Source organism: Kitasatospora sp. NPDC058444, from assembly GCF_042721415.1.
In the GTDB taxonomy this organism is placed as follows: Bacteria; Actinomycetota; Actinomycetes; order Streptomycetales; family Streptomycetaceae; genus Kitasatospora.
In genome coordinates this window covers 37,660-52,298 of sequence record NZ_JBHXLL010000050.1, presented here as the reverse complement: position 1 = coordinate 52,298, position 14,639 = coordinate 37,660, and the positions used below count along the sequence as shown (strand labels likewise).

Annotated in this window: 10 protein-coding genes; 7 read left to right on the top strand and 3 right to left on the bottom strand. The window is 73.2% G+C overall.

All coding sequences use genetic code 11. From position 1 onward, the window contains the following. Nucleotides 1-67: 67 nt before the first annotated feature. Entirely contained in the window at nt 68-973 is a 906-nt protein-coding gene (locus ACFWP2_RS34135) for a LysR family transcriptional regulator (protein ID WP_380458792.1), read from the top strand. A gap of 205 nt (nt 974-1,178) precedes the next feature. Here ACFWP2_RS34135 and ACFWP2_RS34130 read toward each other — a convergent pair whose 3' ends face one another. The 3 genes from ACFWP2_RS34130 to ACFWP2_RS34120 all read right to left on the bottom strand — a co-directional run bounded on the left by ACFWP2_RS34130 (nt 1,179) and on the right by ACFWP2_RS34120 (nt 3,691). After that, complete coding sequence (locus ACFWP2_RS34130; protein WP_380458790.1) at nt 1,179-1,880, bottom strand: response regulator; 702 nt, start codon at nt 1,878-1,880, stop codon at nt 1,179-1,181. 223 nt (nt 1,881-2,103) lie between these two features. Then, a complete protein-coding gene (locus tag ACFWP2_RS34125; RefSeq protein WP_380458788.1) occupies nt 2,104-2,745 on the bottom strand; it encodes a hypothetical protein in 642 nt (213 codons plus the stop codon). A 76-nt stretch (nt 2,746-2,821) separates the two neighbouring features. Next, nucleotides 2,822-3,691 (bottom strand): universal stress protein, encoded by an 870-nt coding sequence (locus tag ACFWP2_RS34120; RefSeq protein WP_380458786.1) that lies wholly within the window; start codon nt 3,689-3,691, stop codon nt 2,822-2,824. Nucleotides 3,692-4,068: 377 nt separating this feature from the next. Here ACFWP2_RS34120 and ACFWP2_RS34115 point away from each other — a divergent pair, with 377 nt between their 5' ends. The 6 genes from ACFWP2_RS34115 (at nt 4,069) to pflB (ending at nt 14,605) form a co-directional block, all read left to right on the top strand. Beyond that, nucleotides 4,069-4,836: an HPF/RaiA family ribosome-associated protein gene (locus tag ACFWP2_RS34115; RefSeq protein WP_380458784.1), complete on the top strand. Its 768-nt coding sequence runs from the start codon at nt 4,069-4,071 to the stop codon at nt 4,834-4,836. Nucleotides 4,837-5,102: 266 nt separating this feature from the next. Next, nucleotides 5,103-7,487, top strand: coding sequence for a phosphoketolase (locus tag ACFWP2_RS34110; protein ID WP_380458782.1), 2,385 nt, complete (start codon nt 5,103-5,105; stop codon nt 7,485-7,487). Between the two features lie 37 nt (nt 7,488-7,524). Further along, nucleotides 7,525-8,322, top strand: coding sequence for a universal stress protein (locus ACFWP2_RS34105; RefSeq protein WP_380458780.1), 798 nt, complete (start codon nt 7,525-7,527; stop codon nt 8,320-8,322). A gap of 128 nt (nt 8,323-8,450) precedes the next feature. Further along, on the top strand, nt 8,451-9,305 hold the full coding sequence (locus ACFWP2_RS34100) for a universal stress protein (protein WP_380458778.1): 855 nt from the start codon (nt 8,451-8,453) through the stop codon (nt 9,303-9,305). Between the two features lie 232 nt (nt 9,306-9,537). Continuing rightward, nucleotides 9,538-12,201, top strand: a complete 2,664-nt coding sequence (adhE, locus tag ACFWP2_RS34095; RefSeq protein ID WP_380458776.1) for a bifunctional acetaldehyde-CoA/alcohol dehydrogenase — start codon at nt 9,538-9,540, stop codon at nt 12,199-12,201. 97 nt (nt 12,202-12,298) lie between these two features. Then, on the top strand, nt 12,299-14,605 hold the full coding sequence (gene pflB / locus ACFWP2_RS34090) for a formate C-acetyltransferase (protein ID WP_380458774.1): 2,307 nt from the start codon (nt 12,299-12,301) through the stop codon (nt 14,603-14,605). The last annotated feature ends 34 nt before the right edge of the window (nt 14,606-14,639 follow it).

Here is a 14,639-nt window from a genome sequence, read left to right as displayed (position 1 = left end):
TCAGCCTGCGGCCGCGCCCACCCATGTGTCCAATACGCACCCGGACCCCGATCAATAGGCTGGAGATATGGATCAGCGAATCGAGCTCCGCCATCTGCGCTACTTCCTGGCGCTGGCCGAGGAGCTCCACTTCGGCCGCGCCGCCCAGCGGCTGCACATCGCCCAGCCGGCCCTGTCCCAGCAGATCAGGCAGCTCGAGAAGATCGTCGGCGTCGAGCTGTTCCGGCGGACCTCCCGGAGCGTCCGCCTCACGGACGCGGGAGCGACGTTCCGGCCGCGGGCCAGGGACCTCCTGGGCCGGCTGGCCGCCGACCTGGACGAGGCCGGGCGGGTCGGCCGCGGCGAGGCCGGCCGGCTGGACATCGCCTTCATCACCTCCGCCACCGCGATCGTCAGCGAACGGCTCCGCGCCTTCTCCCTCCGCCGCCCGGACGTCCAGGTCAAGCTCCACGACGGCTTCACCGTCGACGTCCTGACGGCCCTGGAACGCGGTACGGCCGACATCGGGATCGTCCGGGACGCCGAGGAACGCGAGGACATCGACCTCGCCCTCCTCACGACGGAACGCTTCGTCGCGGTCGTCCCCGCCGACCACCCCGCGGCCGCCGCCGGCCGGGTGGACCCGGCGGCGCTGGCCGCCGACCCCCTGATCCTCTTCCCGCGCTCGGCGGGAGCCCACGCCTTCGACGTGAACACCCGGCCGATCCGGGACACCGGCAACGACGTCCGAGTCGCCCAGGAATGCTCGAACTGGCACACCATCACCATGCTCGTGGCCGCCGGCCTCGGCGTCACCATCGCCCCCCACAGCGCCACCACGCTGCTCCCCGCGGGCGCGCGGAGCCTCGAACTCGACGGGCCGCCCGCGGTGAGCAGGGTCCTCCTGGCCACCCGCCGAGGAGACGACCGTCCCCTCGTGCGGGCCTTCGTCGCGGTGTCCGAGTCCATGACGGGCGGCCGGGACGGCGCCTGAAGGTGCCCGCTCGGGTCGCTTTCCCGCTGGTTCCCAGCAGTGGTTCAGGGCCCGATCCCCTGGTGTCCCTGATCGCCGGGGGACACCACGGCGAAGGCGATCCAACCGGCCGTTGAAGACGACCCGCAGCCCCGCTTCCACTCCGTCCGGCAACGCCACCGACGCGGATCCCCGGCTCAAGGAACTGGCGCCGCGTCCGCCGGGGTCATGCGGTGGTGCGGGCCGTCGCGGGGTCCTGGCCGGTCAGTACCCGGGTGGCCATGACGGCGGCCTGGACACGGCGCTCCACGCCGAGCTTGGCGAGCAGGCGGGAGATGTGGTTCTTGACGGTCTTCTCGGCGAGGAAGAGCTGCTGGCCGATCTGCCGGTTCGTCAGGCCCTCGCCGATGAGGGCGAGGATGTCCCGCTCGCGCTGGGTGAGCTGAGGCGCGTCGGACGGCTGCTGGGCCGCGGCCTCGCCGCGCAGTCTGGCCATCAGCCGGGTGGCGGCGCCGGGGTCGAGCATGGACTGCCCGGAGGCGACCGTGCGGACCGCGGTGACGAGGTCGGTACCGCTGATCTGCTTCAGGACGTAGCCGGCGGCGCCAGCCATGATCGAGTCGAGCAGGGCCTCCTCGTCGTCGAAGGAGGTGAGGATCAGGCAGGCCAACTCCGGCAGCTGCGAGCGTAGTTCGCGACAGACCGTCACTCCGTCGCCGTCGGGCAGCCGCATGTCCAGGACCGCCACGTCCGGGCGCAGCGCCGGCACGCGGGCGAGCGCCTGGGCCATCGTGGCGGCCTCGCCGACCACGGTGAGGCCGGGCTCCGTGTCCAGCAGGTCGTGCACGCCCCGTCGGACCACCTCGTGGTCGTCGAGGAGGAACACCTTCACCGGGTTGTCCGTGCCGGCCGCCAGGTCGTCCGCCATCACCGCTCCGCGCTCAGCCTGCCTCGGCGGGCAGGTCGTTCAGATCCCCTGGCAGTGTGCCGGAATCCGGGGCGAACCGGTAGGGCCGCCCGGCTCCGTGTCGCGGGTGATGCCGACGGCACGGCGGCCGACGGGCCGTCATGGCGTGGGGTGCCGTCCCTCCTCCGCGTCCGGAGAGCCGTCGGCCGCGCCGGTGCGGCCGGTCCGGGTCCGCGGTGCGGGGTCAGCCCGCCCGGTTGTCGCGCCGGGTGCGGCCGCTCCACCGGGGCTCGAAGGACGACCAGGAGCGCTGCCAGGCCTCGTCGGCCCGGCGGTCGAGGAGCATCAGACGGATGCTGAGGCCCGCGATGAGGAGCGTGGTGAGGCCGCCGAAGGCGAGGAACCCGAGGCAGGCCGCGTCGGCGGCGGCCCGGATCGTCCCCGGCGGGGGAGGGACGGGCCGGCCGGTGTCGTCGACCCGGATCCCGACGGCCGAACCGGTGGCGGTGCTGCCGGGAACGGAGACGGTCCCGGTGGTGCCACGGCCGTCGGGGGAGGTCCACGCGGCTTCGGCCTCGTACCGCGTCCTCCCGGTGCCGGGGTCGATCCGTCGCTGTGCCGGGGCGAGCGTGACGGCCTGGACGTCGTGCAGCCGGGCGGCCGTGGTGGACTCCCGGTGCCGGACCGAGGCGAAGCGGTCCGCCGCCGCGCCGGCGCCGAAGAGCAGGGCCAGCCCGATGCCGAGCGCGGTCAGCAGCAGGACCCGGCTGCGCGAGCGGTCGATCGGGCGGACCAGCGGGTTGCCGTCCCGCCCGAACGCCCGCCGCAGGTGGTCGCGCCGGCGTCGGTGCGGGACCGGGCCGGCGGGCCCGGGAACGGCGGTCATGTCGGTCTCCTTCGTCAACGGTTCGGTGGACTTCGTCAACGGTTCGGTGGACGGCGGTGGCGGGCGCGGCCCGTCCTCACGGATGGGGGACCACCGCGACCGGAGCGGTCGAGTGGTGGAGCACGGCATGGGCGACGGGGCCGAGCAGCGTGCCGATGCGGTGGCGGCGCTCGCGCCGACCGATGACGACCAACTCGGCGCCGGCGGAGGCGTCCAGGACGGCGTTCGCGGCGCCGCCGATCCGGACGTCCTCGACGACGTCCACGCCCGGGTGGCCGGCCCGCGGGCGCGTGAGGTGCTCCGACAGCAGGGAAGCCTCCGTGCCCTCCTGGTCGGGAAGGTCCATCGGAGGCGGCATCATGCCTCCGAAGGCCCATGCCGGGGCCGGGTCCCAGCCGTGGACGGCGCGCAGCGTGGCGCCGCGGCGCTCCGCCTGGGCGAAGGCGAACTCGAGGACGGCCTCGTCCGGTTCGCAGGAGTCGACGCCGACCACCACCTCGCGGGCGGGAGCGGTGTTCGTGCGCGGCAGGGGCTGTTCCTCGCGGACGAGGACGGTCGCGCGGGCGGCGACCGCGAGGGAGACCGAGCCGACGAGCAGACCGGTGAATCCCCCGAGGCCCCGGGAGCCGAGCACCAGCATCTCCCGCCCCTGTGCTTCGGCGACCAGCCCGTCCACCGGGTCGTCGGCCCGCACGGCGGTCTCCACCGTCAGGTCCGGGTGGGTGAGGCGGATCCGGTCGGCGACGCGGGAGAGGGCGTCGAGCGCGGCGGGCCTGAGGTCGCCGGGCCGCGCCTGCCGCTCGGCTTCCGCGCTGGTCAGCCAGGGCCAGACGTGGAGCAGCCGCAGGGCCGCTCCGAGCCGGTGGGCCTCCTGCGCCGCCCACATGGCGGCGGCCTCGCTCTGCGGTGAGCCGTCGAGGCCCGCCAGCACCTGCTGCGTGGTCACGGGTACTCCTTCGATGCCGGGTCGGGGCCGGGCGCGTCGTCGTCCGGTGGCACCAATCTCCCGCCGGGGCCCGCGGCCGACCCAGGGCCGGACGGGACCGGTTGATGGGCCGGTGGTCCCGACCCGGGCGAACGCCGGGGAGCCGTTCGCCTCGTGAGCCGGTGTCCGCCCCGGCGCCCCGGGACCATCGGGCGGGTGGAACAGGGACCGCCGGCGCGGGTGAGCGGGACCGTCGGCCCATGGGAGGCGCCGTCCCGCGGACCCGAAGATCTTCGACGACGGGCAACGGCGCGGACCGGGCCCGTCCGCACGGGTCGGAACGCACGCCACGGGCTGACGCGCGCACTACGGTCCGACGTACCGGAAAGGGAACCACGATGAACCGCCTGCAGACCCGAACCGCCCCCGACATCACCGTGACGACCCGCGGTGAGGTCACCCTGGCCGCGCCCGACTACGCCAGGACGAAGCTGCTCGCCGTTCTGGAGCGACTCGACGAGCCGGTCCTCGCCGTCCGGGTAAAGCTCACCCAGGAGCCCAATCACGCCGTGGCCAGGCCGTCGACCGCCCAGGCCACGCTCGATCTGAACGGTCGGCCCGTGCGCGCCCACGTCGCCGCCACCACCATGCAGGAGGCCGTCGACCTGCTCCAGGACCGGCTGAACGCCAGGATCGCCCGGGTCCGGGCCCACCGGCACCACCGCCACCACACGGAGCGGCCCGCCGCCAGGCACGAACACCGGCCGCAACGCCGGGCGCTGGACAGCGAGGAGCGCCGCGTCGTGCGGCACAAGACCTACAGTCTCGCGCGGCAGACCACGTGGGCGGCGGTCTTCGAACTGGAGGCGATGGACTACGACTTCCACCTCTACACCGACGCGCACACGGGCTGCGACAGCGTCGTCCACCACGACGGGGAGACGGGTGCGTACCGGATCGTCTCGGCCGGAACGGCACCCGAGGCCGAGCCGGGAATCTCGGTGAGCACCCACGCCGTACCGGAGCTGAGCGTCGCCGGCGCCGCCGCGCGGCTCGACCTGGGAGGCCTGCCGTTCGTCTTCTTCACCAACAGCGAGACCGGGCGCGGGAACGTCCTGTACCACCGGTACGACGGCCACTACGGCGTCATCACTCCCGCGGACTAGCAACCGGGGCGGGGCCGGGCCGACCGGGCCTCGGCCGGGTGGGGAGAGGGCAGCCCTCTCCCCACCCGGCCGTTCGTGGTGCGAGGCAGTGCGGGGCACAGTGCGGGCCATCCGGATGAATCCCGTGGACAGCAGGGACCACCGGCCCCCGGCATCCCGTGGAATGTGGCCTGTTAGGCCCTGAGCGGGCTCCGGCCGAGAGACGACGATGAGGTTCGCCGACCACCGGTGGTCGGAGAGCCGACAGACCTGAGGAGTACGCAGTCATGTCCGTCCATCCCAGCCCGGCTCCCGGCGGACCCTCCGAGGGGGAGATCCGCGCGCTCGACGCCCACTGGAGGGCCGCCGACTACCTGTCGGCCGGACAGATCTACCTGATGGCCAACCCGCTGCTGCGCGAGCCGCTGCGCCCGGAGCACATCAAGCCCCGGCTGCTCGGCCACTGGGGCACCTCGCCCGGCCTCAACCTGGTGCACACCCACCTCAACCGGGTGGTCAAGGCCCGGGACCTGGACGCGATCTGCGTCTGGGGCCCCGGGCACGGCGGGCCCGCCGTGCTGGCGAACTCCTGGCTGGAGGGGAGCTACACCGAGACCTATCCGAGCGTCACCCGCGACGAGGCCGGCATGGGCCGGCTGTTCCGGCAGTTCTCCTTCCCCGGCGGCGTGCCCAGCCACGTCGCGCCCGAGACACCGGGCTCCATCCACGAGGGCGGCGAACTCGGCTACGCGCTCTCGCACGCCTACGGCGCGGCCTTCGACAACCCCGGTCTGCTGGTCGCCTGCGTGATCGGCGACGGCGAGGCCGAGACCGGACCGCTGGCGGCCTCCTGGCACGGCAACAAGTTCCTCGACCCCGTCCACGACGGCGCCGTGCTGCCGATCCTGCACCTCAACGGCTACAAGATCGCCAACCCGACCGTGCTCGCCCGGCTGCCCGAGGAGGAACTCGACGCGCTCCTGCGCGGGTACGGCCACCTCCCGCTGTACGTCAGCGGCGACGACCCGATGACCGTCCACCGCGCCATGGCCGAGGCGATGGACACCGCCCTGGACCGGATCGCCGCCCTCCAGCACGAGGCCCGCACGGGCGCCAGGGCCGACCGCCCGCGGTGGCCGCTGATCGTGCTGCGCACCCCCAAGGGCTGGACCGGCCCCGCGGAGGTCGACGGCGTGCCGGTCGAAGGCACCTGGCGCGCCCACCAGGTGCCGCTGGACCAGGTCCGGGACAACCCCGCCCACCTCGCCCAACTGGAGGAGTGGCTGCGCTCCTACCGGCCCGAGGAGCTCTTCGACGACCACGGCCGGCCCACCGCCGAGGTGCTGGCCTGCGTCCCCGAGGCCGACCGCCGCCTCGGGGCGAACCCGCACGCCAACGGCGGCCTGCTGCTGCGCGACCTGCCGATCCCGCCGCTGGAGCGCTTCGCCGTGCCCGTGGACAAGCCCGGCACCACCCTGCACGAACCCACCCGGGTGCTCGGCGACCTGCTCGAACAGCTGATGGCCGACACCGCCGAACGCAGGGACTTCCGCCTGGTCGGCCCGGACGAGACCGCCTCCAACCGGCTCCAGGCCGTCTACGCCGTCACCGGCAAGGCGTGGCAGGCCGAGACCCTGCCCGTCGACGAACACCTCGCCCGCGACGGCCGCGTGCTGGAGATCCTCTCCGAACACACCTGCCAGGGCTGGCTGGAGGGCTACCTCCTCACCGGCCGCCACGGACTGTTCTCCTGCTACGAGGCCTTCGTCCACATCGTCGACTCCATGGTCAACCAGCACATCAAGTGGCTGCGCACCACCCGGGCGCTGCCCTGGCGCGCGCCGATCGCCTCGCTCAACTACCTGCTCACCTCGCACGTCTGGCGCCAGGACCACAACGGCTTCTCCCACCAGGACCCGGGCTTCGTCGACCACGTCCTCAACAAGAGCCCCGAAGCCGTCCGGGTCTACTTCCCGCCGGACGCCAACACCCTGCTCGCCACCGCCGACCACGTCCTGCGCAGCCGCGACTACGTCAACGTCGTCGTCGCCGGCAAGCAGCCCTGCTTCGACTGGCTCACTCTCGAGCAGGCCCGCGCCCACTGTGCCCGGGGCGCCGGGATCTGGGAGTGGGCCGGCACCGAGGACGGCACCCGGGAACCCGACGTCGTGCTCGCCTGCGCCGGGGACGTCCCCACCCAGGAGGTCCTCGCGGCCGCCCAGCTGCTCCGCCGCCGTCTGCCCGACCTGGCCGTCCGGGTGGTCAACGTGGTCGACCTGGCCCGGCTGATGCCCGCCGAGGAGCACCCGCACGGCATGCCCGACCCCGAGTTCGACGCCCTGTTCACCCGCGACCGGCCGGTGGTCTTCGCCTACCACGGCTACCCGTGGCTGGTCCACCGCCTCGCCTACCGCCGGGCCGTCCACCCCCAGCTGCACGTGCGCGGCTACAAGGAGTCGGGTACCACCACGACGCCCTTCGACATGGTGGTCCGCAACGACCTCGACCGCTACCGGCTGGTCATGGACGTCATCGACCGCGTCCCCGGCCTCGCCGTCCGGGCCGCCGCCCTGCGCCAGGAGATGGCCGACCGGCGCACCCGCCACCACGACTGGATCCGCGAACACGGCACCGATCTGCCCGAGATCACCGACTGGACCTGGGAGGGCTGATCCGCGACCAGGGGGGCCGACCGTCAGGAGATCAGTGATGGACCTGCCCGTAACCGTCGGAGTCGACGGCTCCGACCCCAGCCTGGCCGCCGCCGACTGGGCCGCCCGTGAGGCGCTGTCGCTCGGCCGCGAGCTGCGCGTCCTGCACGCCCTGCCCCTGATGCCCGATCTGCTCCCGGGCCGGTCCGTCGGACGGCGGACCGGCCCGGGCGACCTGCTCCACGAGGTGCGCCACGTCCTCGCGGTGCGGTACCCCGGGCTGGAGACCCGCGCCGAGGAGGTCCACGACGTCGCCCCCGCGGCGCTGCTGGCCGCGGGGGAGGACGCCGAACTGCTCGTCGTCGCGGCCCGCGGGGCCGGCGGCTTCCCGGGACTGCGGGTCGGCTCCACCGCCCTGCACCTCGCGGCCCGGTCCGGGTGCCCGACCGTAGTGCTGCCGGTGGACCCGGTCGGCCCGGAGCCGCGCGAGCAGATCGTGCTCGGCCTGGACGCCCGCCGACCGGCCGAGGCGGCGCTGGAGTTCGCCTTCGCCGCGGCGCACCGCCACGGACTGCCGCTGCGGGTCGTGCACGCCTCGGCCACCGGCGCACCGGCCGACGAGGACGCACTCCTCGCCCGCGTCCTCGCCCCGTGGCGGGCCTCCCGTCCCGGGGTCGAGGCCGTCGCGGAGAGCACGGACGCGGGAGCCGGCCTGGCGCTGGTGGAGGCGTCGGCCAAGGCCCGACTCCTGGTGCTGGGCAGGCGGGGCGCGCTCCTGGTGGGCGCGCTCGGACCGATCGGCCACGCCGTCCTGCACCACGCGCTCTGCCCGGTCGCCGTCGTCCCGGAGTCGTGACCGGGACCTTCGGGCCGTCCCTGGGGCTGCTCGGCCCTGGGAACGGCCCGCGGCGAGCGCGATCGTGGATCCCACACGGGGTCGCCGGCATCCGCGCCGCGACCGTCGAACCAGGGAGGGCCGGCATCATGCCGTACGCCGTAGTCGTCGGAGCCGACGGATCCGAGCCGAGCACGGCCGCAGCCGAGTGGGCCGCCCGGGAGGCGCACCGCAGCGGCCGGCCGCTGCGGCTGCTCCACGTCGGGGGCGTGGACTCGACCGCGCCCGGGGAGTCCGACCGCGGCGAGGTGCCGCCGTCGGTGCTCGCCACCCGGGACCACCTCACGCGCCTGCTGCCGGGGCTGGAGGTGACCTGCGACCACATGCCGGGGACCCCGGCCTACGCGCTCGCCGCCGCCGGGGGCCGGAACGGCCTGCTGGTGCTCGGCTCGCGCGGTCTGGGAGGGTTCGCGGGGCTGCTGGTCGGCTCCGTCTCGCTCCGGACGGCGGGCCACGCGAACTGCCCCGTCGTGGTGGTCCGCGACGGGGCCGACGGACAGGGCGCCGGCGCGGGCGAGGTGGTGCTCGGGCTGGACAGCGACCAGGCCGATCCGGACGTCATCGCCTTCGCCTTCGAACAGGCCGCGGCGCGGGGCGCGACGCTACGCGTGCTGGAGAGCCGTCAGGTGCCCGCGGGGCCGTACTCGACCGAGCCCGTGGTCTACCAGCCGGAGGTCAGGGAGGCACTGGAGGCCGCGGAGCTGCTGCGGCTCCAGGACGCCCTGGCGCCCTGGCGGGCGAAGCACCCGGAGGTCCGGGTCGAGGCCGAGCTGACCGCCTGGCCGGCCGGTCGGGCGCTGGTGGAGGCCTCCCGCAGCGCCTGCCTGACGGTGGTGGGGCGCCGCCGGCCCAGGCTCCACCCGTCGGCGCCCTGGCTGGGCCACGTCACCCACGCCGTCCTCCACCACGCGCACAGCCCGGTCGCGGTCGTGCCGCACGACTGAGACCGGCCCGGCACACGGCCGTGGCGCGGACGAAGAGCCGTCCGCACCACGGCCGTTCGCGTGCCCGCAGGGGACCGGCGCGGGGGAAGGAGAGGACCTTCGGCCCTCAGGACGACCCCCAATGGCCGCCGTCCGGACCACACCGGTCGGGGGACGCTGTGAGCGGACAGCCCGGCCGGACGACCGCGGGCGCCCGCTTCCCCGGACGACGAAACCGAAAGGTGGCCAGCCCATGCCCAGCCGCTCACAGACCGAGGCGAAGGACCACACCGTTCCGATCCCGGAGCAGCCCGCAGTGCCGGCCGCGGACACCGCCGTCGACGCACTGGTCACCGGGGCCCTGACGGCCCTTCGGGAGTACGCCGGCTTCACCCAGCAGCAGGTCGACCACATCGTCAAGAAGGCCTCGCTGGCCGCGCTGGAACGGCACACCGCGCTGGCGGTGCTGGCGGTGGAGGAGACCGGGCGCGGTGTGTTCGAGGACAAGGCCGTGAAGAACGTCTTCGCCTGCGAGAACGTCACCCACGTGATGGCCCGGACGAGGACCGTCGGGGTGGTGTACCGGGACGAGCTCGACGGCATCGTGGAGATCGCCGAGCCGGTCGGCGTGGTCGCCGGAATCACTCCGGTGACCAACCCGACCTCGACCACGATCTTCAAGTGCCTGCTGGCCCTGAAGACCCGCAACCCGATCGTCCTCGCCTTCCACCCCTCGGCCCAGCGCTGCTCCGCCGAGGCGGCGAGGACCGTACGGGACGCGGCGGTGGCCGCCGGTGCCCCTGCCCGCTGCATCCAGTGGATCGCGGAGCCCTCGCGGGAGGCCACCGGTGCGCTGATGAACCATCCCGACGTGGCGACGATCCTGGCCACCGGCGGCAACGCGATGGTCCGGGCCGCCTACTCCTGCGGCAAGCCGGCGCTCGGTGTGGGCGCGGGCAACGTCCCGGCGTACGTCGAGCGCAGCGCCGACCTCCGGCGGGCGGTGAACGACATCGTGCTGTCGAAGTCCTTCGACAACGGGATGATCTGCGCCTCCGAGCAGGCGGTGATCCTGGACCGGGAGATCCGCGGGGCGGCGCTCGCCGGGTTCCGGACGCTGAAGGCCCACCACGCGAGCGCGGAGGAGAAGGCCCTGCTGGAGCGCCACCTCTTCGGGGCCGGCGAGGGCACGGACTGCGCCGGCGGAAGGCTGAACGCCGCGGTGGTCGGCCGCTCGGCCGCGCAGGTCGCCGAGGCGGCCGGCTTCGAGGTCCCGGCCGACACCTCGGTGATCCTCGCCGACTGTGAGCGGGTCGGGCCCGAGGAGCCGCTGACCCGGGAGAAGCTCTGCCCCGTGCTCGCCGTCCTGACCGCCGACAGCCGTGCCCACGGGGTCGAACTGGCGGCAGCCATGGTGGAGTTCAACGGCCTCGGGCACTCGGCCGCGGTGCACACCGAGGACGAGGCGTTCGTCGAGGAGTTCGGGCACGCGGTCAAGGCCTGCCGGATCATCTGGAACGCGCCGAGCTCGCAGGGCGGCATCGGCGACGTCTACAACGCCTTCACCCCCTCGCTGACCCTGGGCTGCGGCAGCTACGGGCACAACTCGGTGTCCGGGAACGTGTCGGCGCTGAACCTCGTCAACATCAAGCGGATCGGGCGGCGCACCACCAACATGCAGTGGTTCAAGGTCCCGCCGAAGATCTACTTCGAGCGCAACTCCGTCAAGTACCTGGCGAGCATGCCGAACGCGCACCGGATCGTCGTGGTCACGGACCGGACGATGGTGGAGATCGGCCACCTGGAGCGGATCCGGAGCGTCCTCGACCGGCGCCGTGACCCGGTCGAGGTACGGGTCGTCGACTCCGTCGAGCCGAACCCGAGCATCGACACCGTCCGCCGGGGCGCGGCACTGATGCGGGAGTTCGAACCGGACACCGTCATCGCCCTGGGCGGCGGCTCGCCGATGGACGCGGCCAAGGTGATGTGGCTGATGTACGAGCACCCCGAGGTGGAGTTCGCGGACCTGAAGGAGAAGTTCTTCGACATCCGCAAGCGCGCCTTCACCTTCCCCGACCTGGGCGAGAAGGCCAAGCTGGTCTGCATCCCGACCACCTCGGGCACCGGCAGCGAGGTCACCCCCTTCGCCGTCATCACCGACACCGCCACCGGACAGAAGTACCCGCTCGCGGACTACGCGCTCACCCCGAGCGTGGCCATCGTGGACCCGGCCCTGACCACCGGCCTGCCCGGGCACGTCACCGCCGACACCGGATTCGACGCCCTCACCCACTGCATCGAGACGTACGTCTCCGTCTACGCCAACGACTTCACCGACGGACTCGCCCTGCAGGGCATCAGGCTGATCTTCGAACACCTGGAGCGGGCCGTGCTGAACGGCCCTGACGACCCGGTGGCGCGGGAGAAGATGCACAACGCCGGCACGATCGCCGGGATGGCCTTCGGCTCCGCCTTCCTCGGCGCCGTGCACGCCATGGCCCACACCCTCGGCGCGACCTTCCACCTCGCCCACGGCCGCACCAACGCGCTGCTGCTGCCCCACGTGATCCGCTGGAACGGCTCGCCCGCCGCCAAGGTCACCGGCTGGCCGAAGTACCAGCACTACACCGCCCCGGAGCGCTACCAGGCGATCGCCCGGACGCTCGGCCTGCCGGCCACGACCGCCGAGCAGGGCGTCGAGTCCCTCGCCGCGGCCGTGGAGGACCTGCGGGACAGGGTCGGCATCCCGCGCTCCTTCAAGGAGGCCGGCGTCGACGAGGCGGCGTTCCTCGCCGCCCTGCCCCGGCAGGCCATGAACGCCTACGAGGACCAGTGCGCCCCGGCCAACCCCCGGATGCCGATGGTCGCCGACCTGCAGCGGCTGATGCGCCGCGCCTACTACGGCGACCAGGCCTGAGGACCAACGGCCCCGGTCGTCCGGGACCTTCCGGACAAGGACCGGGGCCCTCGCCGGACCACGATGGCGGCGAGGAGACAGAGACGGGAGCGAGGACATGACCTTCCAGCAGCCGCAGCCGCAGCCGCAGCCGCAGCAGCCGCAGCCGCAGACGGAGACGGAGACGCGGAACGCCTGGCGCGGCTTCACCGACGGGCCCTGGCGGACCGCGATCGACGTCCGCGACTTCATCCAGCGCAACTACACCCCGTACGAGGGCGACGCGGACTTCCTCACCGGTCCGACCGAGCGGACCGCGGCGGTGTGGCGGCGGATCACCGACCTCTTCCCGGCCGAGCGCGCCAGGGGCGTCCACGACGTGGCCTACGACATCCCCTCCGGCATCACCGCCCACGCGCCCGGCTACATCGACCAGGAGCGGGAGCTGATCGTCGGCCTGCAGACCGACGCCCCGCTCCGGCGCGCGATCATGCCCAACGGCGGCTGGCGGATGGTCGCCGGCGCGCTGCGCACCTACGGCTACCCGGTCGACCCGCAGCTGGAGAAGATCTTCACCCGCTACCGCAAGACCCACAACGACGGCGTGTTCGACGCGTACACCCCGGAGATCCTCGCCGCCCGCAGGGCCGGCGTGATCACCGGACTGCCGGACGCCTACGGCCGCGGCCGGATCATCGGCGACTACCGGCGCGTGGCGCTCTACGGCGTGGACCGGCTGGTCGAGGCCAAGCTCGCCGAGAAGGCCGGCCTGGACGCGCCGCCCACCTCCCCGGAGCGGCTGGAGGAGACCATCCGCGAGCGCGAGGAACTCGCCGAACAGATCCGCGCGTTGGGCGAACTCAAGGAGATGGCGTCGGCGTACGGGCACGACGTCTCCGGCCCGGCCGCGACCGCCCGTGAAGCCGTCCAGTGGCTCTACTTCGGCTACCTGGCGGCGGTGAAGGAGCAGAACGGCGCGGCCATGTCGCTCGGCCGCACCTCGACCTTCGTCGACGTCTACCTCCAGCGAGACCTGGACGAAGGGAGGTTGACGGAACGTCAGGCGCAGGAGATCGTCGACGACTTCGTCATCAAGTTGCGGATCGTCCGCTTCCTGCGCACCCCCGAGTACGACGAGCTGTTCTCCGGGGACCCGACCTGGGTCACCGAGTCGATCGGCGGCATGGGCACGGACGGGCGGACCCTGGTCACCCGGACGTCCTTCCGCTACCTCCAGACCCTCTACAACCTGGGCCCGGCGCCCGAGCCCAACATGACGGTCCTCTGGTCGCCGCGACTCCCGCAGGGCTTCAAGGAGTTCTGCGCACGCGTGTCGATCGACACCTCCTCGCTCCAGTACGAGTCCGACGACCTGATGCGCCCCCGCTTCGGCGACGACACCGCCGTCGCCTGCTGCGTCTCCGCCATGGAGGTCGGCCGGCAGATGCAGTTCTTCGGCGCCCGGGTCAACCTCGCCAAGACCCTCCTCTACGCGATCAACGGTGGCCGGGACGAACTCTCCGGCGCCCAGGTCGGACCCCCGACCACCCCGGTGGGCGGCGTGGTGCTCGACTACGACGAGGTGCTGGCCCGCTTCGACCAGCAGCTGGAATGGCTCGCCGAAACGTACGTCCACGCGCTGAACGTCATCCACTACATGCACGACAAGTACGCCTACGAGCGGATCGAGATGGCCCTGCACGACCGGGACGTCCGGCGCACCATGGCCTGCGGCATCGCCGGGCTCGCGGTGGCCGCCGACTCGCTGTCCGCGATCAAGCACACCAAGGTCCGTCCGGTCCGTGACGAGACCGGCCTCGTCACCGACTACCTGGTCGAGGGCGACTACCCGGCCTACGGCAACAACGACGACCGGGCCGACGCGATCGCCGTCCGGCTGGTCGAGGACTTCATGGCGAAGGTGCGCAAGCACCCCACCTACCGGGGCGCCGAACACACCCAGTCCGTCCTGACCATCACCTCGAACGTGGTCTACGGCAAGAAGACCGGCAACACCCCGGACGGCCGGCGGGCCGGCGAACCGTTCTCCCCGGGCGCCAACCCGATGAACGGGCGCGACGCCCACGGCTACGTGGCCGGCGCGCTCTCGGTCGCGAAGATCCCCTACTCGCAGGCCGAGGACGGCATCTCGCTCACCAACACCGTGACCCCGGACGCGCTCGGCCGCACCGCCGAGGAGCGCGTCGGCAACCTGGTCGGAGTGCTGGACGGCTACACCACGTGCCACGGCTTCCACATGAACGTCAACGTCCTCGACCGGGACACCCTGCTGGACGCCATGGACCACCCGGAGAAGTACCCGCAGCTCACCATCCGGGTCAGCGGCTACGCGGTCAACTTCGTCCGGCTCACGCGCGAACAGCAACTCGACGTGGTCGGCCGCACCTTCCACGACGCGCTGTAGGCGCGGCCAGTCACGCGGCACCGGTGCCCTGCCC

Coding starts and splice junctions, on each gene's coding strand:
- ACFWP2_RS34135 (WP_380458792.1), top strand. CDS start 68: ATGGATCAGCGAATCGAGCTCCGCCATCTGCGCTACTTCCTGGCGCTG.
- ACFWP2_RS34130 (WP_380458790.1), bottom strand. CDS start 1,880: ATGGCGGACGACCTGGCGGCCGGCACGGACAACCCGGTGAAGGTGTTC.
- ACFWP2_RS34125 (WP_380458788.1), bottom strand. CDS start 2,745: ATGACCGCCGTTCCCGGGCCCGCCGGCCCGGTCCCGCACCGACGCCGG.
- ACFWP2_RS34115 (WP_380458784.1), top strand. CDS start 4,069: ATGAACCGCCTGCAGACCCGAACCGCCCCCGACATCACCGTGACGACC.
- ACFWP2_RS34110 (WP_380458782.1), top strand. CDS start 5,103: ATGTCCGTCCATCCCAGCCCGGCTCCCGGCGGACCCTCCGAGGGGGAG.
- ACFWP2_RS34105 (WP_380458780.1), top strand. CDS start 7,525: ATGGACCTGCCCGTAACCGTCGGAGTCGACGGCTCCGACCCCAGCCTG.
- ACFWP2_RS34100 (WP_380458778.1), top strand. CDS start 8,451: ATGCCGTACGCCGTAGTCGTCGGAGCCGACGGATCCGAGCCGAGCACG.
- adhE (WP_380458776.1), top strand. CDS start 9,538: ATGCCCAGCCGCTCACAGACCGAGGCGAAGGACCACACCGTTCCGATC.
- pflB (WP_380458774.1), top strand. CDS start 12,299: ATGACCTTCCAGCAGCCGCAGCCGCAGCCGCAGCCGCAGCAGCCGCAG.